This window comes from Streptomyces sp. NPDC007991 (genome assembly GCF_042958445.1).
Lineage (GTDB): Bacteria > Actinomycetota > Actinomycetes > Streptomycetales > Streptomycetaceae > Streptomyces.
Map to the genome: position 1 here is coordinate 309,591 of NZ_JBIBJD010000008.1, position 22,314 is coordinate 331,904.

The 22,314-nt window shown below is 70.5% G+C and carries 23 protein-coding genes; 19 read left to right on the forward strand and 4 right to left on the reverse strand.

What is annotated here, in order from left to right:
• Positions 1-6: 6 nt before the first annotated feature.
• Positions 7-819 carry an AAC(3) family N-acetyltransferase gene (locus ACFZDA_RS24560; RefSeq protein ID WP_391085384.1) on the reverse strand — a complete coding sequence of 271 codons (813 nt, stop codon included), beginning with the start codon at positions 817-819 and terminating at the stop codon, positions 7-9.
• A 160-nt stretch (positions 820-979) separates the two neighbouring features.
• Here ACFZDA_RS24560 and ACFZDA_RS24565 point away from each other — a divergent pair, with 160 nt between their 5' ends.
• The 8 genes from ACFZDA_RS24565 to ACFZDA_RS24600 are packed head-to-tail and all read left to right on the forward strand — an operon-like array spanning position 980 to position 7,537.
• Positions 980-1,723, forward strand: coding sequence for an ArsR family transcriptional regulator (locus ACFZDA_RS24565; RefSeq protein WP_391085387.1), 744 nt, complete (start codon positions 980-982; stop codon positions 1,721-1,723).
• Positions 1,720-3,141, forward strand: coding sequence for a Fe-S cluster assembly protein SufB (gene sufB / locus ACFZDA_RS24570; protein WP_391085390.1), 1,422 nt, complete (start codon positions 1,720-1,722; stop codon positions 3,139-3,141). The genes ACFZDA_RS24565 and sufB overlap by 4 nt, the downstream gene beginning before the upstream one ends.
• A 57-nt stretch (positions 3,142-3,198) precedes the next feature.
• Positions 3,199-4,383: a Fe-S cluster assembly protein SufD gene (gene sufD / locus ACFZDA_RS24575; protein WP_391085393.1), complete on the forward strand. Its 1,185-nt coding sequence runs from the start codon at positions 3,199-3,201 to the stop codon at positions 4,381-4,383.
• Positions 4,380-4,697, forward strand: coding sequence for a non-heme iron oxygenase ferredoxin subunit (locus tag ACFZDA_RS24580; protein ID WP_086561395.1), 318 nt, complete (start codon positions 4,380-4,382; stop codon positions 4,695-4,697). The genes sufD and ACFZDA_RS24580 overlap by 4 nt, the downstream gene beginning before the upstream one ends.
• A gap of 7 nt (positions 4,698-4,704) precedes the next feature.
• Complete coding sequence (gene sufC / locus ACFZDA_RS24585) at positions 4,705-5,469, forward strand: Fe-S cluster assembly ATPase SufC (RefSeq protein ID WP_086561394.1); 765 nt, start codon at positions 4,705-4,707, stop codon at positions 5,467-5,469.
• The gene (locus ACFZDA_RS24590) at positions 5,466-6,722 is read left to right on the forward strand and encodes a SufS family cysteine desulfurase (protein WP_391085398.1); all 1,257 of its coding nucleotides are present in this window, start codon (positions 5,466-5,468) and stop codon (positions 6,720-6,722) included. The genes sufC and ACFZDA_RS24590 overlap by 4 nt, the downstream gene beginning before the upstream one ends.
• Before the next feature lie 15 nt (positions 6,723-6,737).
• Positions 6,738-7,208, forward strand: coding sequence for a Fe-S cluster assembly sulfur transfer protein SufU (gene sufU / locus ACFZDA_RS24595; protein ID WP_391085401.1), 471 nt, complete (start codon positions 6,738-6,740; stop codon positions 7,206-7,208).
• Positions 7,205-7,537, forward strand: a complete 333-nt coding sequence (locus tag ACFZDA_RS24600) for a metal-sulfur cluster assembly factor (RefSeq protein ID WP_010039749.1) — start codon at positions 7,205-7,207, stop codon at positions 7,535-7,537. Before sufU ends, ACFZDA_RS24600 begins: the two co-directional genes overlap by 4 nt.
• A gap of 55 nt (positions 7,538-7,592) precedes the next feature.
• Here ACFZDA_RS24600 and ACFZDA_RS24605 read toward each other — a convergent pair whose 3' ends face one another.
• Positions 7,593-8,423 (reverse strand): AbfB domain-containing protein, encoded by an 831-nt coding sequence (locus ACFZDA_RS24605; RefSeq protein ID WP_391085404.1) that lies wholly within the window; start codon positions 8,421-8,423, stop codon positions 7,593-7,595.
• A 168-nt stretch (positions 8,424-8,591) separates the two neighbouring features.
• Between ACFZDA_RS24605 and ACFZDA_RS24610 the strand changes: the two genes are divergently transcribed.
• The 4 genes from ACFZDA_RS24610 (at position 8,592) to ACFZDA_RS24625 (ending at position 11,034) form a co-directional block, all read left to right on the forward strand.
• Positions 8,592-8,912, forward strand: coding sequence for a multidrug efflux SMR transporter (locus ACFZDA_RS24610; RefSeq protein WP_020273991.1), 321 nt, complete (start codon positions 8,592-8,594; stop codon positions 8,910-8,912).
• The gene (locus tag ACFZDA_RS24615) at positions 8,912-9,460 is read left to right on the forward strand and encodes a TetR/AcrR family transcriptional regulator (RefSeq protein WP_391085408.1); all 549 of its coding nucleotides are present in this window, start codon (positions 8,912-8,914) and stop codon (positions 9,458-9,460) included. Before ACFZDA_RS24610 ends, ACFZDA_RS24615 begins: the two co-directional genes overlap by 1 nt.
• A 247-nt stretch (positions 9,461-9,707) precedes the next feature.
• On the forward strand, positions 9,708-10,697 hold the full coding sequence (gene dapD / locus ACFZDA_RS24620) for a 2,3,4,5-tetrahydropyridine-2,6-dicarboxylate N-succinyltransferase (RefSeq protein WP_391085410.1): 990 nt from the start codon (positions 9,708-9,710) through the stop codon (positions 10,695-10,697).
• Positions 10,698-10,803: 106 nt separating this feature from the next.
• Complete coding sequence (locus ACFZDA_RS24625) at positions 10,804-11,034, forward strand: hypothetical protein (RefSeq protein WP_391085413.1); 231 nt, start codon at positions 10,804-10,806, stop codon at positions 11,032-11,034.
• Positions 11,035-11,148: 114 nt separating this feature from the next.
• On the opposite strand, the gene dapA is transcribed toward ACFZDA_RS24625, so the two are convergent.
• Positions 11,149-12,006, reverse strand: a complete 858-nt coding sequence (gene dapA, locus ACFZDA_RS24630; RefSeq protein WP_391085416.1) for a 4-hydroxy-tetrahydrodipicolinate synthase — start codon at positions 12,004-12,006, stop codon at positions 11,149-11,151.
• Between the two features lie 177 nt (positions 12,007-12,183).
• Between dapA and ACFZDA_RS24635 the strand changes: the two genes are divergently transcribed.
• Complete coding sequence (locus ACFZDA_RS24635; RefSeq protein WP_391085419.1) at positions 12,184-12,603, forward strand: phage holin family protein; 420 nt, start codon at positions 12,184-12,186, stop codon at positions 12,601-12,603.
• On the forward strand, positions 12,600-13,004 hold the full coding sequence (locus ACFZDA_RS24640; protein WP_391085422.1) for a DUF3618 domain-containing protein: 405 nt from the start codon (positions 12,600-12,602) through the stop codon (positions 13,002-13,004). Before ACFZDA_RS24635 ends, ACFZDA_RS24640 begins: the two co-directional genes overlap by 4 nt.
• 203 nt (positions 13,005-13,207) lie before the next feature.
• Here ACFZDA_RS24640 and ACFZDA_RS24645 read toward each other — a convergent pair whose 3' ends face one another.
• Complete coding sequence (locus ACFZDA_RS24645) at positions 13,208-15,037, reverse strand: endonuclease/exonuclease/phosphatase family protein (protein ID WP_391085424.1); 1,830 nt, start codon at positions 15,035-15,037, stop codon at positions 13,208-13,210.
• Positions 15,038-15,344: 307 nt separating this feature from the next.
• Between ACFZDA_RS24645 and ACFZDA_RS24650 the strand changes: the two genes are divergently transcribed.
• From ACFZDA_RS24650 to ACFZDA_RS24670, 5 genes are all read left to right on the forward strand, one after another.
• The gene (locus ACFZDA_RS24650) at positions 15,345-16,763 is read left to right on the forward strand and encodes a hypothetical protein (protein WP_391085427.1); all 1,419 of its coding nucleotides are present in this window, start codon (positions 15,345-15,347) and stop codon (positions 16,761-16,763) included.
• A 153-nt stretch (positions 16,764-16,916) separates the two neighbouring features.
• Positions 16,917-18,359 (forward strand): alkaline phosphatase PhoX, encoded by a 1,443-nt coding sequence (locus tag ACFZDA_RS24655; protein ID WP_391085430.1) that lies wholly within the window; start codon positions 16,917-16,919, stop codon positions 18,357-18,359.
• A 361-nt stretch (positions 18,360-18,720) separates the two neighbouring features.
• Positions 18,721-20,304 carry a TROVE domain-containing protein gene (locus ACFZDA_RS24660; protein WP_391085432.1) on the forward strand — a complete coding sequence of 528 codons (1,584 nt, stop codon included), beginning with the start codon at positions 18,721-18,723 and terminating at the stop codon, positions 20,302-20,304.
• 89 nt (positions 20,305-20,393) lie between these two features.
• Positions 20,394-21,035 carry an FCD domain-containing protein gene (locus tag ACFZDA_RS24665; RefSeq protein ID WP_391085435.1) on the forward strand — a complete coding sequence of 214 codons (642 nt, stop codon included), beginning with the start codon at positions 20,394-20,396 and terminating at the stop codon, positions 21,033-21,035.
• Between the two features lie 36 nt (positions 21,036-21,071).
• Entirely contained in the window at positions 21,072-22,121 is a 1,050-nt protein-coding gene (locus tag ACFZDA_RS24670; protein ID WP_391085437.1) for a 1-aminocyclopropane-1-carboxylate deaminase, read from the forward strand.
• Positions 22,122-22,314: the final 193 nt, after the last annotated feature.

Here is a 22,314-nt window from a genome sequence, read left to right on the forward strand (position 1 = left end):
GGGGCCTCAGACCGGGGGGTGCGGGAACTCCTCCTCACGGGGGCGGTGCACCGGCAGCCAGCGCTCGGCGTAGGCCACCGCGTCCGCCACCGGGAACAGCCGCGCCTCGGCCGCCCCGACCTTGCCGCGTACGACGGGACGGTCCCGCTCGAAGTCGTAGCCCAGCTCGTCGAAACGGTCCGAGCTGATCGACACCTCGGTCACGGTCTCCCAGCCGTCGGGGCCCGGCCGGCCCACGGCGACGCGCGGGGACGGTATCCGGTACTCGGCGAGGTGGAAGCTGGTGCAGGAGGCGTAGCCGGCGCCGAGCAGCAGGACCCGGGCGCCCATGGCCTCCAGCTTCGCCAGCGGGCTGCGCTCGCCCAGCCGGCAGTCGGACGCGTGGCCCTCGGTCACCTCCGCCGCGCGCGGGCCGACCGCCGCGAAGGAGGTCTGCGGATGGGCGCTGCGCAGCGCGCCGGGCCAGGTGCGCACGGTCTCCGGGACGACGCCTACCCCGCGCGTGGGCGTGATCCGGGGGTCGTAGGCGGGCATCGTGGCCCGGATGGCCTCCCACCAGTCCGGTGGTACGGGCGGGTTGCCCCACAGGGCCGGGTCGGAGAGGTCGCCGGTCTGGGTCGGAACCACCAACGTGCCCTCGGGGCCGAGTGCGTCGAGCAGTCCCCGCACCACCGCGACGGCGCCGCCGTTGACCCAGCCGAGGGAGCTGAGCGAAGAGTGCACGAGGAGGGTCTCGCCGGGGCGCACCCCCAGCTCGGACAGCTGCGCGCGCAGGGTGTCCCGGGTGACAAGAGGGCCGGTCGGAGGGGGTGTGGACATGGTTCGGGAGTGTCCCCCACGCGGCCGTGCCATGCCACCGGTTTGACCGATCGGAGATCGTTTTCGCAGGTCAGGTTAGCTTTACCTAAGTGATGCAAGGCACGGCGAGGGCGCCGGGCGCGGCTTGCCCGGCCCGGATGAATTACGCAACAATGGCGTTGTGAAAAACGTCGGCGAGGTTCGGGAGACCCCCACGGGGTCCCCTCAGGAGGAACTCGCGACCGGGGAGCGGTCCACCCGCAACCGAGTCGCGCGGTCCATCCTGGACCACGGCCCGTCGACCGTCGCCGAGCTCGCCGAGCGGCTGGGCCTCACCCAGGCGGCCGTGCGCCGGCACCTCGACGCCCTCGCGGGCGACGGTGTCGTCGAGGCACGCAAGCAGCGGGTCTACGGCACGCGCACCCGCGGCCGGCCGGCCAAGGTGTTCGCCCTGACCGACTGCGGCCGGGACGCCTTCGACCAGTCGTACGACAAGCTCGCGGCGGACGCGCTGCGCTGGATCGCCGACCGCGAGGGCGGCAACGAGGCGATCGCCGCCTTCGCCCGCGCCAGGATCGCCGCGCAGGCGGGCGCGTACCGCAAGGCGGTCGAGGCCGCCGCGCCCGAGCAGCGGACGGAAGCCCTGGCCAAGGCGCTGAGCGCCGACGGGTACGCTGCAACCGCGCGCAGCGCGCCCCACCCGCAGAAGGGTGAACAGCTCTGCCAGCACCACTGCCCGGTCGCCCACGTCGCCGAGCAGTTCCCGCAGCTGTGCGAGGCGGAGACGGAATTTTTCGCCGAGCTGCTCGGTACACACGTACAGCGGCTCGCCACCATCGCGCACGGCGACGGCGTCTGCACGACGTTCATCCCCAAGATTTCCCACAACGCATCTGCAAGCACGGCCGGGAGGAACCCCGCATGACTCTCCCCACGGAGACTGCCCACCCCGAGCTCGAGGGCCTGGGCAAGTACGAATACGGCTGGGCCGACCGGGACGATGCCGGTGCGTCGGCGCGTCGCGGCCTGGGCGAGGACGTCGTCCGGGACATCTCCTCGAAGAAGAGCGAGCCGGAGTGGATGACCAAGCTCCGCCTCAAGGGTCTGCGCCTGTTCGAGAAGAAGCCCATGCCGAACTGGGGCTCGGACCTGTCGGGGATCGACTTCGACAACATCAAGTACTTCGTGCGCTCCACGGAGAAGCAGGCGGCCTCCTGGGAGGACCTGCCCGAGGACATCAAGAACACGTACGACAAGCTGGGCATCCCCGAGGCCGAGAAGAACCGCCTCGTCGCCGGTGTCGCCGCGCAGTACGAGTCGGAGGTCGTCTACCACCAGATCCGCGAGGACCTGGAGGAGCAGGGCGTCATCTTCCTCGACACCGACACGGCCCTGAAGGAGCACCCGGAGCTCTTCAAGGAGTACTTCGGGACCGTCATCCCCGTCGGCGACAACAAGTTCGCGTCGCTGAACTCCGCCGTGTGGTCGGGCGGCTCCTTCATCTACGTGCCGCCGGGCGTCCACGTGGAGATCCCGCTCCAGGCCTACTTCCGCATCAACACGGAGAACATGGGCCAGTTCGAGCGGACGCTGATCATCGTCGACGAGGGTGCCTACGTGCACTACGTCGAGGGCTGCACCGCCCCGATCTACAAGTCGGACTCGCTGCACTCCGCGGTCGTCGAGATCATCGTCAAGAAGAACGCCCGCTGCCGCTACACGACCATCCAGAACTGGTCGAACAACGTCTACAACCTGGTCACCAAGCGCGCCGTGGCCTACGAGGGCGCGACCATGGAGTGGGTCGACGGCAACATCGGCTCCAAGGTGACGATGAAGTACCCGGCCGTCTACCTGATGGGCGAGCACGCCAAGGGCGAGACGCTGTCCATCGCCTTCGCCGGCGAGGGCCAGCACCAGGACGCGGGCGCCAAGATGGTCCACATGGCGCCGAACACGTCGTCCAACATCGTGTCGAAGTCCGTCGCGCGCGGTGGCGGCCGTACGTCCTACCGCGGTCTCATCGAGATCGGCGAGGGCGCCGCGGGCTCCAAGTCGAACGTGCTCTGTGACGCGCTGCTGGTCGACACGATCTCCCGCTCGGACACCTACCCCTACGTGGACGTCCGCGAGGACGACGTGTCCATGGGCCACGAGGCCACCGTCTCCAAGGTCTCCGAGGACCAGCTCTTCTACCTGATGAGCCGCGGTCTGAGTGAGTTCGAGGCGATGGCGATGATCGTGCGCGGCTTCGTCGAGCCCATCGCCAAGGAGCTCCCCATGGAGTACGCGCTGGAGCTCAACCGGCTGATCGAGCTGCAGATGGAAGGCGCGGTCGGTTAATCCCCGCCGCAGTCCATCAAGCCCCTTACGCAACGGAAAGCGAGCACTACGACAGCCATGGCTGAGGCTCAGAATATCCCGGTGGGCTCCACCACCACCGGCTCGATCGCGGTGGCGGCCGAGTCGACCGTCGCCACCCGCATGAGCGCGCCCCCCTCCTTCGACGTCGCGGACTTCCCCGTCCCGCACGGCCGTGAGGAGGAGTGGCGGTTCACCCCGCTGGAGCGCCTGCGCGGGCTGCACGACGGCACCGCCGTGGCCGACGGCAACGGCGTGAAGGTCGACGTCCAGGCCCCCGAGGGCGTCACCGTCGAGACCGTCGGCCGCGACGACGCGCGGCTCGGCAAGGCGGGCACCCCGGCGGACCGCGTCGCCGCCCAGGCCTACTCGGCCTTCGAGAAGGCCTCGGTCGTGACCGTCCCCAAGGAGACCGTCCTCACCGAGCCGATCCGCATCGCGGTGCACGGCGAGGGCGGCACCGCCTTCGGCCACCAGGTGATCGAGCTGGGCGCCTTCGCCGAGGCCGTCGTGGTCATCGACCACACCGGTGACGCGGTGCTCGCCGCCAACGTCGACTACCTCCTGGGCGACGGCGCCAAGCTGACCGTCGTATCCGTCCAGGACTGGGACGACAAGGCCGTCCACGTCGCCCAGCACAACGCGCTCGTCGGCCGCGACGCCTCCTTCAAGTCCGTCGTCGTCACCTTCGGCGGCGACGTCGTCCGGCTGCACCCGCGCGTGCGCTACGCCGGCCCCGGCGGCGAGGCCGAGCTGTTCGGCCTGTACTTCACCGACCAGGGCCAGCACCAGGAGCACCGCCTCCTGGTCGACCACAACGTCCCGCACTGCAAGTCGAACGCCGTCTACAAGGGCGCGCTCCAGGGCGACGACGCGCACGCGGTGTGGATCGGCGACGTGCTCATCGAGGCCGCGGCCGAGGGCACGGACACGTACGAGATGAACCGCAACCTGGTCCTCACGGACGGTGCGCGCGTGGACTCCGTACCGAACCTGGAGATCGAGACCGGCGAGATCGTCGGCGCCGGCCACGCCTCGGCCACCGGCCGCTTCGACGACGAGCAGCTCTTCTACCTCATGGCCCGCGGCATCCCGGAGCACGAGGCCCGCCGACTGGTGGTCCGCGGCTTCTTCGCCGAACTGGTCCAGCAGATCGGCCTCCCCGACATCGAGGAGCGCCTGATCGCCAAGATCGAGGAGGAGCTGGAGGCGGCCGTCGCATGACCTTCGTACGCGCCTGTGGACTGGGCGAGCTGGAGGAGGACACTCCGAAGCGGGTGGAACTCGACGGCACGCCCCTGTCCATCGTGCAGACCGAGGGCGAGGTGTTCGCGATCCACGACATCTGCTCGCACGCGAACGTCTCCCTGTCGGAGGGCGAGGTCGACGACTGCCACATCGAGTGCTGGCTGCACGGCTCGCGCTTCGACCTCCGCTCCGGCAAGCCCGACGCTCTTCCCGCGACGCGCCCCGTCCCCGTATACCCCGTAAAGATCGAAGGGGACGACGTGCTCGTCTCCCTCACCCAGGAGTCCTGAGGCACCCATGGCAACGCTTGAAATCCGAGACCTGCACGTCACCGTCGAGGTCGAGAACGGCACGAAGGAAATCCTCAAGGGTGTCGACCTCACCGTGAAGCAGGGCGAGACGCACGCCATCATGGGCCCCAACGGCTCGGGCAAGTCGACCCTCGCCTACTCCCTCGCGGGACACCCGAAGTACACCATCACCGGCGGCACCGTCACCCTCGACGGCGAGGACGTCCTGGAGATGTCCGTCGACGAGCGGGCCCGCGCCGGTCTGTTCCTCGCGATGCAGTACCCGGTCGAGGTCCCGGGTGTCTCCGTGTCGAACTTCCTGCGCACCTCCGCGACCGCCATCCGCGGCGAGGCCCCCAAGCTGCGCACCTGGGTGAAGGAGGTCAGGGAGGCCATGGAGCGCCTCAACATGGACCCCGCCTTCGCCGAGCGCAACGTCAACGAGGGCTTCTCCGGCGGTGAGAAGAAGCGCCACGAGATCCTCCAGCTGGAGCTGCTCAAGCCGAAGATCGCGGTCCTCGACGAGACCGACTCCGGCCTGGACGTCGACGCCCTGCGCGTCGTGTCGGAGGGCGTGAACCGCGTCCGCGAGTCGGGCGAGGTCGGCACCCTGCTGATCACGCACTACACGCGCATCCTCCGCTACATCAAGCCCGACCACGTGCACGTCTTCTCCGGCGGCCGGATCGTCGAGTCCGGCGGTGCCGAGCTCGCCGACAAGCTGGAGGAAGAGGGCTACGAGGCATACACGAAGGGTGGCGCATCCGCGTGACACAGCTGCCTGGCCTCCTCGACACCGAGGCGCTCCGCAAGGACTTCCCGATCCTGGACCGCGTCGTCCACGACGGCAAGAAGCTCGTGTACCTGGACAACGCGGCGACCTCGCAGACGCCGCGCCAGGTGCTCGACGTGCTCTCCGAGTACTACGAGCAGCACAACGCCAACGTCCACCGTGGCGTGCACGTCCTCGCCGAGGAGGCCACGGCGCTGTACGAGGGCGCGCGCGACAAGGTCGCGGAGTTCATCAACGCGCCCTCGCGCGACGAGGTGATCTTCACCAAGAACGCCTCCGAGTCGCTCAACCTCGTGGCGAACATGCTGGGCTGGGCCGACGAGCCCTACCGCGTGGACTCCGACACCGAGATCGTCATCACGGAGATGGAGCACCACTCCAACATCGTGCCGTGGCAGCTGCTCGCGCAGCGCACGGGCGCCAAGCTGAAGTGGTTCGGCCTCACCGACGACGGCCGTCTGGACCTGTCCAATATCGATGAGGTCATCACCGAGAAGACGAAGATCGTCTCCTTCGTGCTGGTCTCCAACATCCTGGGCACCCAGAACCCGGTCGAGGCGATCGTGCGCCGCGCCCAGCAGGTCGGTGCGCTGGTCTGCATCGACGCCTCGCAGGCCGCGCCGCACATGCCGCTGGACGTGCAGGCCCTCCAGGCCGACTTCGTGGCCTTCACCGGCCACAAGATGTGCGGCCCGACGGGCATCGGCGTCCTCTGGGGCCGCCAGGAGCTCCTGGAGGACCTGCCTCCGTTCCTCGGCGGCGGCGAGATGATCGAGACGGTCTCGATGCACTCCTCGACGTACGCCCCGGCGCCCCACAAGTTCGAGGCGGGCACGCCCCCGGTCTCCCAGGCAATCGGTCTCGGCGCGGCGATCGACTACCTCAACTCGATCGGCATGGACAAGATCCTCGCCCACGAGCACGCACTCACCGAGTACGCGGTGAAGCGGCTGCTGGAGGTCCCGGACCTGCGCATCATCGGCCCGACCACGGCCGAGGAGCGCGGAGCGGCGATCTCCTTCACCCTCGGGGACATCCACCCGCACGACGTGGGCCAGGTCCTCGACGAGCAGGGCATCGCGGTCCGGGTCGGCCACCACTGCGCGCGGCCGGTCTGCCTGCGGTACGGAATTCCTGCGACCACGCGAGCGTCGTTCTATCTGTACTCCACGCCGGCCGAGATCGACGCGCTGGTCGACGGCCTGGAGCACGTACGGAACTTCTTCGGCTGAAGGGCGTGCTGAACGGTGAAACTGGACTCCATGTACCAGGAAGTCATCCTGGACCACTACAAGAACCCGCACGGGCGGGGCTTGCGGGATGGCGACGCCGAGGTGCACCACGTCAACCCGACGTGCGGTGACGAGATCACACTGCGCGTGAAGTACGACGGAACGAGGATCGAGGACGTCTCGTACGAGGGCCAGGGCTGCTCGATCAGCCAGGCCTCGGCCTCCGTACTGAACGAACTCCTCGTCGGCAAGGAGTTCTCCGACGCGCGGAAGATCCAGGAGACCTTCCTGGAGCTGATGCAGTCCAAGGGGAAGCTCGAACCCGACGACGCGATGGAGGACATCCTGGAGGACGCGGTCGCGTTCGCCGGGGTGTCCAAGTACCCGGCCCGGGTCAAGTGCGCCCTGCTGAGCTGGATGGCCTGGAAGGACGCGACGGCCCAGGTGCTGGGCGGAGCCGACGCCGAGAAGGAGACGACGGCATGAGCGAGACCGTGGAGATGAAGCCGGCCTCGGAGGAAGAACTCCGTGAGGCCCTGATGGACGTCGTCGACCCCGAACTGGGCATCGACGTCGTCAACCTCGGCCTGATCTACGGCATTCACGTCGACGAGTCGAACATCGCGACCGTGGACATGACCCTGACCTCCGCGGCCTGCCCGCTGACGGACGTCATCGAGGACCAGGCGAAGTCCGCCACAGACGGCCTCGTCAACGAGTTGCGCATCAACTGGGTCTGGATGCCGCCGTGGGGCCCCGACAAGATCACGGACGACGGGCGGGAGCAGCTTCGGGCGCTCGGATTCAACGTCTGAGATCCACTGGCTGACGAAGGGGCGGCACCCTCGCGGGGTGCCGCCCCTTCGTGTGTCAGTCCAGCCCCGCCACCAGCCGGAACGCCGAGTCCGCGCGGTACACGCCGTCGTACTGATACGGGTCGAGGCGGAGCTGGAAGTTGCGGTGGCGCAGGAAGCGGCCCGGGTAGTTCACCGACTCCAGCATGATCGCGCCCGGGTAACTGGCGGGGCGGGGGCAGAAGGTGGCGTCCTTGCGGAAGAGGGACGAGCCGTCGTCGCGTTCCGCGCGCAGGATGAACGCGCGGTGGCGGAGGTAGCCGCCGTCGGCCGTGGTGAAGGAGTAGCAGGAGGAGTCGGCCAGGCCCGCCACCCGTTCGAAGGTGGCGTTGCGGCGGGCCGAGGCCGAGCCGGCCGGGGCGAGGGTGACGTAGCCGCCGCTGGTCTGCCAGTACCGGTCGGGGTAGTTGACGGAGCGTATGGAGGTCCCGGTCTTCGCGGCCGGGGGCTTCGCCGGCGGTGACGTCCTGTGGGACGCCGGAGGCTTCGGCGCCTTCGTGTGTGGCTCCGGACTGGCGTCGGGGCGGGGCGATGTGCTCCTGGTGGGGGTGGGGGACGGGCGCTTGTGGTCCTCTTCGGGCGCTTTCCCCTTCTTGGAGGGCGTCGCGAAGGAGATCAGGCCGCCCGGTGCCGAGCTGCTCAGGGTCGTCGGCTGCGCCGTCGAAGGGGTCGGGTCGCCGGGACGGTTGTCCATCACGGCGATCGCCGTCACGCACGCGGTGACCGTGGCCAGGGCGAGGGCGCCTGCCAGCCAGAGCCGTCGCGTCCCCGGTGCCCGGGTGGTGTCCGGGGCCCAGCCGCTCTCCCACGGGTGGTCCAGTAAGGGCCGGGACTTCTCTTCTGACATGCGCTTTTCCTCCGGCGGGCACCCTTGACGGCGGCGCGGTTGTGGTCGCCCGGTGTGTGATCGCTGACACCGTAGTGGACCGGGGGGATCACTGTGAGGCGTTTGTTGAAAGCGATATCTCTCCTCTCGTTGCGTACGGGTGTACAGATGTTGTGTACGCTCGTACACATGGGTTATCTGCTGCTGGCCGGGGCCATCGCCGCCGAGGTGGGTGCGACGACCGCCATGAAGTACAGCGAGGGCTTCAGCAGGCTCGGACCCTCGCTGCTGACGCTCCTCGGCTACCTCGTCTCCTTCGCGCTGCTCGCGCAGACGCTGAAGACCGTCTCCGTCGGAACGGCCTATGCCATCTGGGCCGGCGCCGGCACCGCCGCCATCGCCACGATCGGGTTCGTCTTCCTGGGGGAGGGGATGACCGGTGCCAAGGCCGCCGGGATCGCGCTGATCATCGTCGGGGTCGTGGTGCTGAACCTGGGAGGTGCCCACTGATGCCCCGGCGCTACGACCCCGAGCGGCGGCAGCGGATCATCGACGCGGCGATCCGGGTCGTCGGGGCGAAGGGCATCGCCGGGTTGAGCCACCGCACGGCCGCGGCCGAGGCCGATGTGCCGCTCGGCTCGACGACGTACCACTTCAAGACGCTCGACGAACTCCTGGTCGCCGCGCTGCGGCAGGCCAACGAGGGCTTCGCCAAGGTCGTCGCCGGCCGGGGCGGGCTGGAGGATCCCCGGAGCGATCTGGCGGCCGAGCTGGCCGGGTGGATGGGGGAGTGGCTCGCGGGCGACCGCACGGGCGTCGAGCTGGAGTACGAGCTCTACCTCGCCGCCCTGCGCCGACCCGCCCTGCGGCCCGTCGCGGCCGAGTGGGCCGAGGGCATCGCCGAGCTGCTGTCCCGGCGCACGGATCCGGTGACGGCCCGGGCACTGGTGGCGGTCGTCGACGGCATCTGCCTCCAGGTGCTGCTGACCGGGGTGCCGTATGACGAGGCGTATGCGCGGGAGGTGCTGGGGCGGGTTGTCGCGGGGGCGCGGGGGTGATGCGGGGGTGGGCGGGGCGCCCGGGCCGGGGTGCGGGAGGGATCGTGGCGGTGGTGGCGCTCTGCCGGGGTGCGGGAGGGGTGGTGCCCGTGGTGGTGTCTGACCGGGATGTGGGAGGAGTGGTGCCGGTGGTGGTGCCCCGGCCGTTGTTGTGCGGCGCCGACCTGCGGTGGGGCGTACCGCCCGGCACGTGAGACGGTCCCGTACCGGTTCGCATCGACCGCTGTCCGCCGGTTAGGTTGCCCTCATGACCGACACGACTGCTCCTCGCTCCACCGGCGCCGTGGCCGCCGGGCTTGCCACGATCGCCGCCGACGGCACCGTCCTCGACACCTGGTTCCCCGCGCCCGAGCTGGCCGATGGTCCCGGTCCGTCCGGCACCGAGCGGCTCTCCGCCGAGCAGGCCGCCGAGCTGCTCGGCGGCGGGGCGACTGCGGCGATCGGCCCGGACGCCCGCCGGGGCGTCGAGGTGGTCGCGGTCCGCACGGTCATCGCCTCCCTCGACGAGAAGCCGATCGACGCGCACGACGTCTACCTGCGTCTGCACCTGCTCTCCCACCGCCTGGTCAGGCCGCACGGCCAGAGCCTGGACGGCATCTTCGGCTTCCTCGCCAACGTCGCCTGGACCTCGCTCGGCCCGGTCGCCGTGGACGACCTGGAGAAGGTGCGGCTGAACGCCCGCGCCGAGGGCCTGCACCTCCAGGTGACCTCCGTCGACAAGTTCCCGCGGATGACGGACTACGTGGCCCCCAAGGGCGTGCGGATCGCCGACGCCGACCGGGTCCGCCTCGGTGCGCACCTCGCCGAGGGCACCACCGTCATGCACGAGGGCTTCGTCAACTTCAACGCCGGCACGCTCGGCACGTCGATGGTCGAGGGCCGCATCTCCGCGGGCGTCGTCATCGGCGACGGCTCGGACATCGGCGGCGGCGCCTCGACCATGGGCACGCTGTCCGGCGGCGGCAACGTCATCATCTCCATCGGCGAGCGCTGCCTGGTCGGCGCCGAGGCGGGCGTCGGCATCGCCCTCGGCGACGAGTGCGTCGTCGAGGCAGGCCTGTACATCACCGCGGGCACCCGCGTCACCATGCCCGACGGCCAGATCGTCAAGGCCCGCGAGCTGTCCGGCGCCTCCAACATCCTCTTCCGTCGCAACTCGGTCACCGGCACCGTCGAGGCCCGCCCGAACAACGCGGTGTGGGGCGGTCTGAACGAGATCCTCCACAGCCACAACTGACGATCCCGTACGGATGACCCGGCGTGACCTCGCGGTGCTTTCGGCAGATGAACGGGTGGACGCAGTGTCCGATCAGAAGCCGCACCGACGAAACGAGGACCGGGGCATGAGGAACGAGCGGGGACGGGCCGTGGCGCGCCGGCTGGCCGGAGTGGTCGCGGTGCCGGCGCTGTGCTGGCTGCCGGCGGGGGCCGCGCACGCCGACGAGACCAACACCGGCTCGCACAACGGCCACCGGGTCGGTCTGATCAACGTCGACGTCGGCCAGATCGACGACCCGGCGGAGGACGTGCTGGAGCACACCCTGCTGTTCGGCGACGGGTACGCCTGGAACTGAACAGGCACAGCAGACGGGACGGCCCGTGCCGCAGGTGACTGCGGCACGGGCCGTCCCGTCTGACCGCGCGGCAGCGCACCGTGCTCGTGCTGCTCGCCCACTCTCGGGGCTTCGTCAGGCGGTGGTCAGGGTCAGGGTCCTGTACAGCGACAGGAGACCGTCGGTTGTCTCCTCGTCGGCGGGCCGCAGGGGGGTGCGGACCGGGCCTGCGGGGAGGTCCAGGGCGGTGAGCAGCGCCTTCGTCGTCACCGTGCCCGGGAGGCCTGCCGACATGATCGCCTCGATGAGGGGCGTGGCCTGCTGCTGGAGGCGGGCAGCCCGTGCCGTGTCACCCGCGTCGAACGCGTCCAGGACCGCCCGCAGCGGGGCCGGGATCACGTTCGACACCGTGCTGACGTAACCGGCCCCGCCCACCGCGTACAGCGCGAGGTTGTGCTCGTCGCAGCCCGAGTAGTACGCCAGGTCCGTGCGGGCCAGCACCTTCTGGGCGGCCAGGAAGTCGTAGGAGCAGTCCTTGACCGCGACGATCCTGGGGTGTGCGCTGAGGCGGAGGATCGTCTCCGGTTCGACTCGGACGCCGGTGCGGTTCGGGATGTCGTAGAGCATGAGCGGGATTTCGCCGGCGTCGGCGATCTCGCAAAAGTGCGCCTCGATCGCGTCCTGCGGGGGCTTGCTGTAGTACGGCGCCACCACCAACAGGCCGTCCGCGCCCGCCTTTTGCGCCTCTCGGGCCAGTTCGACGGTGTGGCGCGTGTCGGGCGTGCCGACGCCCGCGACGATCGACGCCCGGTCGGCCACGGCCTCGCGGACGGCTGCGATCAGGGTCGACTTCTCGGCGTCCGTGGTGGTCGGCGACTCGCCCGTCGTGCCGGACAGGACGAGGCCGTCGCAGCCCTGTGCGACCAGGTGGGCGGCGAGGCGCTGGGCGCCGTCCAGATCCAGTGCGCCGGACGCCGTGAACGGGGTGATCATGGCGCACAGGGCGCGGCCGAAGGGGGTGTCATGTGAGTAGTCTCGGCAGTACGACTGTGTAGCTCCAGTTAATTCTGCTACTCGGTATTCGTAAGGGATGCTTTCCGGTTTTCCTGGGGTGCGGGCGTCGTGGCCGGGGTACTCGGGGGTTCCTACGTCGAGAGGAGGCGGAACACCGTGACCGGGACCATCGATCATCGGGCCGTGCACGACGAGCATCGCACCGTGGGCGAGCTGGTCTCCCAGGCCGCGGAGCAGCTCTCCCGGCTCGTGCGGCAGGAAGTGGCTCTGGCCAAGGAGGAACTGGCCGAGAAGGGGCGGCGTGCGGGGCGTGGCGGTGGGCTGCTCGGTGCGGCCGGTGCCGTCGCCTACGCCGGGCTGCTCGCACTGGCCGGGGCGGGGGTCGCCGCCCTCTCGCTGGTGCTGCCCGTCTGGGCCGCGGCGCTCATCGTGATGGGGGTGCTGTTCGTGATCGCGGCCGTGCTGGCCGCTGCCGGCCGGGCGCAGTTGCGCCGGGCCACGCCTCCCACGCCTGAGGAGGCCCTCGGCAGTGTCCGGGCGGACGTGGAGGAGATCAAGGAAAGGGCGCATCGATGACGGACGCGACGGGTGGGGCCAAGGGGCCCGACGAGCTGCGGCAGCAGATCGAACGGACTCGTGGTGAACTCGGGAACACGGTGGAAGAGTTGGCGGGGAAGGCGGATGTGAAGGGGCGGGCGCGGGCGCGGGCGGCCGATCTGCGGGACAAGGCCGGGGCGATGACGGTGCAGTTGCGGAGCAGCGCGGCGCAGGCCGGGCATACGGTGCACGACAAGGCGACGCATGTGACGCATGCGGGGCCTCGGCCGGTGCGGGGTGTTGTCCGCGCCGGGGTGAAGCATCCCAAGCCGGTGCTGGTGGCCGGGGCGGCTGCGGGGGCTGTGGTGGTGACGGTCGGGGTGCTGCGGCGTCGGCAGCAGGCTGCTCACGGGCATCTCTGGCGTCTTGTGCATCGCTGAGCGAGGCGGTGGGCCGCCTGCGGGTGGTGGTGGGTCGGGGCCGCGCCGGGCGTGTCCGTCCTCGGAACGGCGCGATGGGGTTGCGTACCGACCAACCGTCCGTTGACGCGCCAACCGCTGCGGGCGCCCCCCCCGGACGGTGCGGGTCCGCTGAGCTGCGGGAGGGCCGGCTGGACCTTCGGTGCGGCCGGCCCCCTGCCGGGTCACGGGCGGAAGCGCAGGACCTGCGGGTCGTGGTCGCTGATCTGGTCGTGGAACTCCGCGTTGACATGCACGCTGTCATACGTGAAGTCGCAGTCGCGGCGGATCGACGGGCTGATCAGGATCTGGTCGAGGACCTGGCTGTTGCCCTGGTAGACGTACGAGTAACGCTCGCTCCTGGGCAGTGACTTGATCGCCGACCAGAGTTCGCCGCGGCCTTCGAGGAGCTTCGCGGTCTGTGAGAACTCGAAGTCATTGATGTCGCCCAGGGCGATGACGTCCGCGTTCTTCTGGGTGTCCAGGATGTCCTTGACGAAGGCGTTCACCAGCGTGGCCTGACGGTGGCGCTGGGTCTCGGAGCTGCGGGCCGGCGGCTGGTACTGGGAGGTCAGGCCCTGGTCGCCGCCCTTGGAATTGAAGTGGTTGGCGATCACGAAGACCGTGCGGCCGCGGAAGACGAACTCGCCGGCCAGTGGCTTGCGGCTGTTCTTCCACGCCTCGTCGGCGGGGGCGATGCGGCCGGGGCTGAGCGTCAGGTGCGCCTTGCCGCGGATGTTGGTCACGCCGGTCGCGATCGTGGCGTCGCCGCCCGCGCGGTCGGTGAAGGAGACCCGCTCCGGGTTGAACAGGAACGCCTGGCGGATGTTGCCGCCGGGCTGGCCGCCGTCCGTGTTGTCGGCCGGGTCGATCGAGCGCCAGTCGTACGTCGGGCCGCCGGCCGCGACGATCGCGTCGATCAGCTTGGCCATGGTCCGGTCGGCCGCGACCGTACCGTCGTTCTGCGCGCCGTTGTTGTCCTGGATCTCCTCCAGGGACACGATGTCCGGCGACTTCAGGTTGTTCACGATCGCGGAGGCGTGCGCGGCAAAGGTGTCGTCGGCCGGGTCGAGGTTCTCGACGTTGTAGGTGGCGACCGCGAGTTCCGAGGAGCGCTGCTTGCTCGTCGTCTCGCGCTTCAGGCCCGCGGACTTGAGCGTGCCGAGGTCGCTCGCGACCAGGGTGTAGCCGCCGAACTGGTTGTAGTCCAGCGGGCCCGCCGTCGTGCCGGTGAGGGTGTCACCGACGTTCGCCTTCGGGAAGTCGGCCGTCGGACCCAGGGACTGGATCTGGAGCCGGCCGGTGTTCTGGGCGTCGTAGGAGCCGTAGACCGCGCCGCCGTGGCGGTTGCGGTTCTCGTGCGGCTTCACCGTCACCCAGAGTTCGGTGTACGGGTCCGTGGCGCCCACGACCCGGGTGTCGGTGACGCGGACGGTCATGCCTTCCAGCGCCTCGTAGTGGTCGAGGGCGTACGTCGAGGGCTGGAGCGGGAGGGCGTTGACCGAGTTGTTCGCCGAGGTGTCGCCGGGCGGCGCGTAGGCGGCGGGGACCGATTTCGCGTCGATCGTCGTGGCGGCGGGGAGCTGGTTGCCGCTGGAGACGACCGTGGTCGCCGGCTTGGTGATCTCCGTCAGGGACTGGTTGCCGGAGGCCGTGCCGCCGGGGACGTACTCCGAGACCGTGCCGCTGACCGTGACGGAGTCACCGACGGCGACCCCCTTCGGGGTGGAGCCGGTGAAGACGAAGACGCCCTCGCTGGTCGCCGGGTCGGCGTCCGGGGTGGGGTCTTGCATCCAGAAGCCGCGGGACTGGCCGTAGGTCCGGATGCCGGTGACGATTCCGGTCACGTCCGTGACCTGCCGGCCGGCGAAGGGCGATATCCGGGTGCTGCCCTGGATGTCGTGGATGCGGACCGAGTCCGCGTGTGCGGGGGCGGTGAGGACGATCGTGGATGCCGCGGAGCACACGGCGGCGACGGTGAGCGCGGCGAGGCGCGCGGATGACTTGCTCGGCAACGGGAATCCCTCCGGGGACGTGACAGGGCGCCGGGACGAGGGTGGTGCGTGGACTGTCTGCCGCTACCTGTGGGGCGGGCGGTGTGACGCGCGTAGAAAGCGGTGGACGGGGCGGGCCTGTCGGGGTCGGCCCGGTGAACAGGTGTCCGCCGACTTCTACGCGCGTCAATCTCCAGCGTGCTCAGGGCACTTGTCAAGGTTTCGGCCATGCACAACTCCTGACGGGGACATGAAGTAGGCGGCATGGGTGTAAATCCGTCTAGGCTGAGCGGCTGAGTCGTATGAGGCGCCCTAGGAGAAACTCCCGATGTCAGACAGCTCCCCCCTGCCGCCGGTGCGGCTGACGTCCGAAGCGGAGCTGGCGCGCGACGCGCTGTCCACGCCGTTGCTGTCCCGAGCCGCGCGGCTGGCCCGCTGGGCCGGTCCGGAGACCAGGGTCGACGCCGGGGGAGGGCTCGTCGACGAGCAGTTGCCCGCGGCCGCCGAGGTGCTCGGGCTGAGCGGGGACGACGCTGCCGCCGACGCCAGCGAGGCGTGGCGGGTGGCCGTGGACACCGGGCTCGTCGAGATCGTCGACGAGGAGGAGGGCACCGTCACGGCGGGCGAGGGCCTCGCGCTGCTCACCGGCGGCTCGCCGCAGGACGTGCTCGCCGTGTGGCTCGCGGCCCTGGAGACGGTGCTCGCCGACGCGAGCGTGCCCGACCTGGACGGGCTCGTGGACGAGGACGGTGAGGTCGACCTCTCCGCCCTCGACTGGGACCCGGAGGCCGAGGCCCGGTTCCTCGACGGCGTGCTCGGCAACCTCTATCTGCTCACGACCGGCGAGGACACGCCCGCCGAGGCGCCCGTGCCGCTGCCGGCGCTGGCCGCGTCGGTGATCGTGCCCGGCGACATGGGCGAGCCGACCAACGACGTCCTGGAGCAGGTGTCCGACGCGATGATGCGGCTGGACGACCAGTTCCGGACGCTGGAGCCGGTGGGGCTCGTGGCGTACCAGCCCGTCGACGAGGCACTCATGGCCGACGCCGACGAGGAGCCCGCGGGACCCGTCGACGACACCGACGTCTCCCGGTACGGCATGGTCCGGCTCACCCCGCTCGGGCTGTACGGCCTGCGGGCCCGGCTGCTGGAGGCCGGGTTCGAGGCGCCGGCCGTCGGGGACCTCGCGGACAAGGGAGCCGACGCGCTGCTCGACGGCACGGCGGCGTTCCCGCCGGGTGCGGCGCAGGCCGAGACGCAGCAGTGGCTCCAGCGGCGGGAATCGCTCGACGCGGCCAGGGAGTTGCTGGCGGCGGCCCGGGGATCGGATGCCGGGGCGCCGTTGCGGCGGTTGCGGTGTCAGCAGGCCCTGTCGCTGGTCGGGGCTTCGGCCGAGCCGGCGTTGCGGGAGGTTCTCGACGATGCCGAGTTGGGCGGGCTCGCGCGGGTGTGGCTGACCGAGCACGGTGCGGTGGATGTGCCCGCGCCGTCGGAGGCGATGGTCTATTGGCTGACCATCGACACGGTGGCCGCGCAGTTGGCTGCCGAGGGCAATTCCGAGGAGTTGCGGGCGTTGGTCGAGGGGCTCGCGCGGCAGCACGGTGGGTTTTTCGAGGCCGTGTGGCGGGTTGAGCATCCCGCTACCGCTGATGTGCTGGAGGCGATGGGGCGGTTGCATCCCGACAAGAAGGTTGCCAAGGAGGCTCGGAAGGCTGCCTTCAAGGCGCGGTCGCAACAGACGGGTTGATCCCGTTTTGCGGGTGCGGGGCCGTAGTGGCTTGTCGCGCAGTTCCTCGCGCCCCCGGGGTGTTGTTCAACCAGCGTTCATGGATGAGCGGGACGGTGGCGGTGATCGAGGTCCGCCACCCTCCACGGCATACCCACCGTCACAGGAGACACCATGTCGCTCACCCGCAGGGACTTCGCCAGGAACTCCGCGATCACCGGTGCCGGTGTCGCGCTGGCGGGCAGTGTCGGGGCCCTCGCCACCGCGCCGAACGCCCTGGCGTCCTACGACACCGACACTGCCGAGGGCGCGGCGGACGCCCGGCACGGGGTCGGCTACGGGCCGCTCGTACCGGACCCCGAGGGGATCCTCGCCCTGCCCGAGGGGTTCACGTATCGCGTCATCACCTACAGCGGGAAGACCAAGCTGGAGTCCGGTGAGTTCACGCCGTCCAACCACGACGGCACCGCCACCTTCGACGGCCCCCGCGGCACCACCCTGCTCGTCAACAACCACGAGCTGAAGGGCCCGCGCGCCAACTGGAAGTACCCGGTGCCGCTCACCGACGGTCTCGTCTACGACCCGGCCGCCGCCGGCGGCTGCACGGTCGTCGAGATACGCCCCGACGGACGGGTCGCCGAGTGGGTGGGCATCGCCGGTACCTCCACCAACTGCGCGGGCGGCCGCACGCCCTGGGGCACCTGGCTCACCTGTGAGGAGAACTCCGACAAGGCCGGCGTGAACGGCATGACCAAGGACCACGGGTACGTCTTCGAGGTCGACCCCGGCGACCGGCGTGCCAACCGCGGTCCCAAGCCGCTGAAGTTCTTCGGCCGCTACGACCACGAGGCCGTCGTCATCGACCCCAAGCGCGGCCACGCCTACCTCACCGAGGACGCCGCCGGCCCCAACGGCCTCTTCTTCCGCTGGACCCCGCCCGAGGGCTTCGCGTACGGCCCCGGAAAGTTCCGGGAACTCGCCGACGACGCCGGTGTCCTCCAGGCGCCCAGGTGCTACGACTCGGGCGGGAAGTTCGTCGACGACCTGTCCCGCGCCACGAAGACGGGCACCGTCTACGGCGTCGACTGGGTGGACGTGCCCGACCGCGACGCCCGTACGACCCCCGTGCGCAAGCAGTTCGGCGCGGGGGAGGTCACCCGTGCCCGCAAGCTGGAGGGCATGTGGTGGGGCGACGGGGGTGCCTACATCGTCTCCTCGTACGCCCGCGAGGAGAGCCCCGTCCAGCACGACGGCCAGGTCTGGTTCTACGACCCCAAGCGCCGGACGCTGACCTTGAAGGTCCTGCTCGGAGTGAACCCCGACCCCTTGGAGGACGGCGCGTTCGACGGCCCCGACAACATCACCGTCTCCCCGTACGGCGGCCTCGTCATCGCCGAGGACGGGGAAGGGGTGCAGCACCTGTTCGGGGCCACCGACAGCGGCCGGACCTACCCGATCGCCCGCAACGAGCTGAACATCGGCACCGAGGAGGAGCCGGAATACAGCGAGTTCGCCGGCGTCACCTTCTCGCCCGACGGCCGGACTCTCTTCGCCAGCATCCAGACGCCGGGCATTCTGCTCGCGATCACCGGCCCGTGGAAGCGGCAGAAGCGGTAATTAATTCGCTCGCTGTGCCCGCGCTGCGCCTCCTACAGTGAGATCACAACGTCACGCACCTCCCGGTGCGATGGCAGCGGCTACTTCTCTTCCAAAGAATCCGACGCCGCCGCCGACTTGATCTCGGGAGGCGCAGCATGGGGTGGGTGCCCGGTGCGCAGGCAACGGTTACTTCCTTTGACCGGACGGTTGCGGGTTCGAATCCCGTCAGCGACTTCGGGTCGCTGTAGCTCAATCGGCAGAGCATCCGGATAAGTCCGTCGCCGACTTCTGTTCTCGGGCACCCACCTTTCTCATGCGCGCTTCCCCCGGAAACCCGTAAAGCATTCGGGAACCTGCAAAGAACTCGGGGGAATTCATCATGGCGCGATTCAACGGAAAGGCGGCGCGGGCACGTCCCGTCTCCCGTGTGACGTCCACCGGGCGGGTGCTGCGCACCTACGAGGGCGGCCGGGGGCGCGAGCGGGACACACGCTCCGAGCTCTTTCTGCTCGCCGTGTCCAACTTCGTCTCGCAGCAGACCTTCTACGAGACCGGCGCCGACCGCGACGACCGCTTCGCGCAGCTCGTGCGCGAGCTCGCCGTCACCGACCCGGTGTGGACGGCCGGCCTGCTCGGCTGGCTGCGCGGCGAAGGCAACCTGCGCACGGCCTCCCTCGTCGGCGCCGCCGAGTACGTCAAGGCCCGCCTGGACGCGGGCGTGACCGGCGGGCCGACGGGCCGGCAGGTCGTCGCCTCCGTGCTCCGGCGGCCCGACGAGCCCGGCGAACTGCTCGCGTACTGGACGGCGACGTACGGCCGCAAGGTGCCCAAGCCGGTGAAGCGGGGCATCGCCGACGCCGTACGCCGCCTCTACCACGGCAAGGCGCTGCTGAAGTACGACACGGCCTCCAAGGGCTACCGCTTCGGCGACATCCTCAACCTCGTGCACGCCGCGCCGGACCCGGACAAGCCCTGGCAGGGCGAGCTGTTCCGGTACGCCCTGGACCGGCGCCACCACCCGGACACCGCGGTGCCGCCCGCCTCCGACCGGGTCCTCACCGCCCACCGCGAGCTGATGGCGCTGCCGGTGGCTCAGCGGCGCGCGGTCGTGACCGCCGAGGGCGGCGCCGAGCGGCTGGCCGAGGCGGGGATGACGTGGGAGACGCTGGCGGGCTGGCTGCGGGGGCCGATGGACAAGGCGGCCTGGGAGGCCGTGATCCCGTCCATGGGCGCCATGGCACTCGTGCGCAACCTGCGGAACTTCGACGAGGCCGGGGTGTCCGACGAGGTCGCCGAGCGGGTCGCCGCGCGGATCAGCGACCCGGCCGAGGTCGCGCGCTCGCTGCAGTTCCCCTTCCGGTACCTCGCCGCGTACCGGCACGCGCCGTCGCTGCGCTGGTCGTACGCGCTGGAGCGGGCGCTCGGCCACTCGCTGGCCAACGTGCCCGCGCTGCCCGGCCGGACCCTGGTGCTCGTGGACCGCTCGGGCTCGATGTTCTGGTCGCGGCTGTCCGACCGCTCGGAGCTGAACCGCGCCGACGCCGCCGCGATCTTCGGCACGGCGCTCGCGCTGCGGGCGGAGCGCGCGGACCTGGTCGAGTTCGGCTCGACGAGCGATCGTGTGAGGTTCCGCAAGGGCGAGTCGGTGCTGAAGATCCTCGACCGCTTCGGCGACCTGGGCGGCACCGACACCACCGAGGCGGTGCGCCGGCACTACCGGAAGCACGACCGGGTGCTGATCGTCACCGACGAGCAGTACACGCACCACCACCGGGGTGACCCGACCGAGCAGGTCCCGGCCGACGTGCCGGTCTACACCTGGAACCTCGCCGGGCACCGGGCGGGTCACGGCCCGTCGGGGAAGGGCAACCGGCACACGTTCGGGGGCCTGACGGACGCGGCCTTCCGGATGGTTCCGCTGATCGAGGCCTCCCGGGACGCCGACTGGCCCTGGGCGGTCTGAGAGACCGTGGCCCGCACCGCGTGGGGAGTGCGGGCCACGATCTTGTCCGGCCCTTGTTCTCGGCGCAGCTGACATCTAACATTTCAGTTATGGAGGCCATCCGGCCCGTGGCGCGGACCCTGCTCAGGGACCGTGCGTACGAGGCGATCCGGGACGCCATCGTGGCCGGGGAGATCGAACCCGGTGCGGTGGTGCGGGACGCCGAGCTCGCGGAGCGCCTGGGGCTGTCCCGGGCACCGGTGCGGGAGGCGTTCTCCCGGCTCGTGGACGAGGGGCTGCTGGAGAGCAAGCCGCAGAGCTACACCCGGGTGACCCCGCTCGTGGCCTCCGACGTCCGGGACGCCGCCGCCGTGGTCGGCGCCATGCACGAGCTGGTGACGCGGGTCGCCGTGCCCCGGCTGGGTGCCGCGGACATCGAGGCGATGCGCGCCGCCAACCAGCGGTTCGCCGCCGCCGTCAGTGCCGGAGACGTGGACGGGGCCGTGCGTGCGGACGACGCGCTGCACGACGTCCTCGTCCGGATGAGCGCCAACCGCGCGGCCGCCGCGACCGTCGCCCGCTACACACCGCTCATCCGCCGCCTGGAGCGACGGCGCTTCGGTGAGGGCGGCGGCTGCCGTTCGGCCGGGCTGCACGAGCGGCTGATCGAGGCCTGTGCGGCCGGTGACGTGGCCGAGGCGGTCCGCGTCACGGCGGAGATCTGGCGGGGGCTCGAGGAACTCACCGACTGAGACCGATCGCGATTCCGTACCAACCCGGGAGGACTCATGTCCCCTTCCCCGTCCCCTTCTTCGACTGCCTCGTCCCTTGCGTCGTACGAGCGTTACCCCCTGCTCTTCGGGCCTTCGCCCGTCCACCCGCTGGAGCGGCTGACCGCGCACCTCGGCGGTGCCGGCCTGTGGGCCAAGCGCGAGGACTGCAACTCCGGTATCGCGTACGGCGGCAACAAGACCCGCAAGCTGGAGTACCTGGTCGCCGACGCGCTCGCCCAGGGCTGCGACACGCTCGTGTCGATCGGCGGGGTGCAGTCCAACCACACTCGCCAGGTCGCGGCGGTCGCCGCCCGGACCGGACTCAAGTGCGTGCTGGTGCAGGAGAGTTGGGTGGACTGGCCGGACGCCGTGTACGACAAGGTCGGCAACATCCTGCTCAGCCGCCTCGCCGGGGCCGACGTACGGCTGGTCCAGGCCGGGTTCGGGATCGGCTTCAAGGAGAGCTGGGAGCAGGCGCTCAGGGAGGTCGAGGAGGCGGGCGGCAAGCCGTACGCCATCCCGGCCGGGGCCTCCGACCATCCGCTCGGCGGTCTCGGTTTCGCCGGGTGGGCGTACGAGGTCGCCGAGCAGGAGCGTGAGCTGGGAGTCTTCTTCGACACCGTGGTCGTGTGCTCGGTGACCGGATCCACCCAGGCCGGCATGGTCGCCGGGTTCGCCGCGCTGGAGGAGGCGGGCGGGCGTCCCCGCCGGGTGCTCGGCATCGACGCCTCCGCGAAGCCGGCCGCCACCCGGACCCAGGTCGCCCGGATCGCCCACCGCACCGGCCAACTCATCGGCGTCAAGCGCGAGTTGACCGAGTCCGACATCGAACTCGACGAGCGGTACCACGCGGGCACGTACGGCGTCCCCGACGAGTCCACGCTGGCGGCGATGCGGCTCGCGGCGCGGACGGAGGGGATGGTCACCGACCCCGTGTACGAGGGCAAGTCCATGGCCGGGATGACCGACCTGGTCGCGCGGGGCGAGATCGGCCGCGACTCCACGGTGCTCTACGCCCACCTGGGCGGGCAGCCGGCGCTGAACGCGTACAGCGCGCTGTTCTGAGCAGTGGCTGTGGACACGCCCCGGCGCTGCGCCGGCTGGGCCGGGCTTCTCGTCTGCCGGGTTGCGGTGGTGGAAGGCCGCGGGGGGCGTCGTGGTGGTTCGCGCGGTTCCCCGCGCCCCTGACGGGGCGCGGCCGTCCTTTCCCCCGGTCGCGCGGGCCACCCTGGAGCTGACCGACCCGAACCACGCCGCC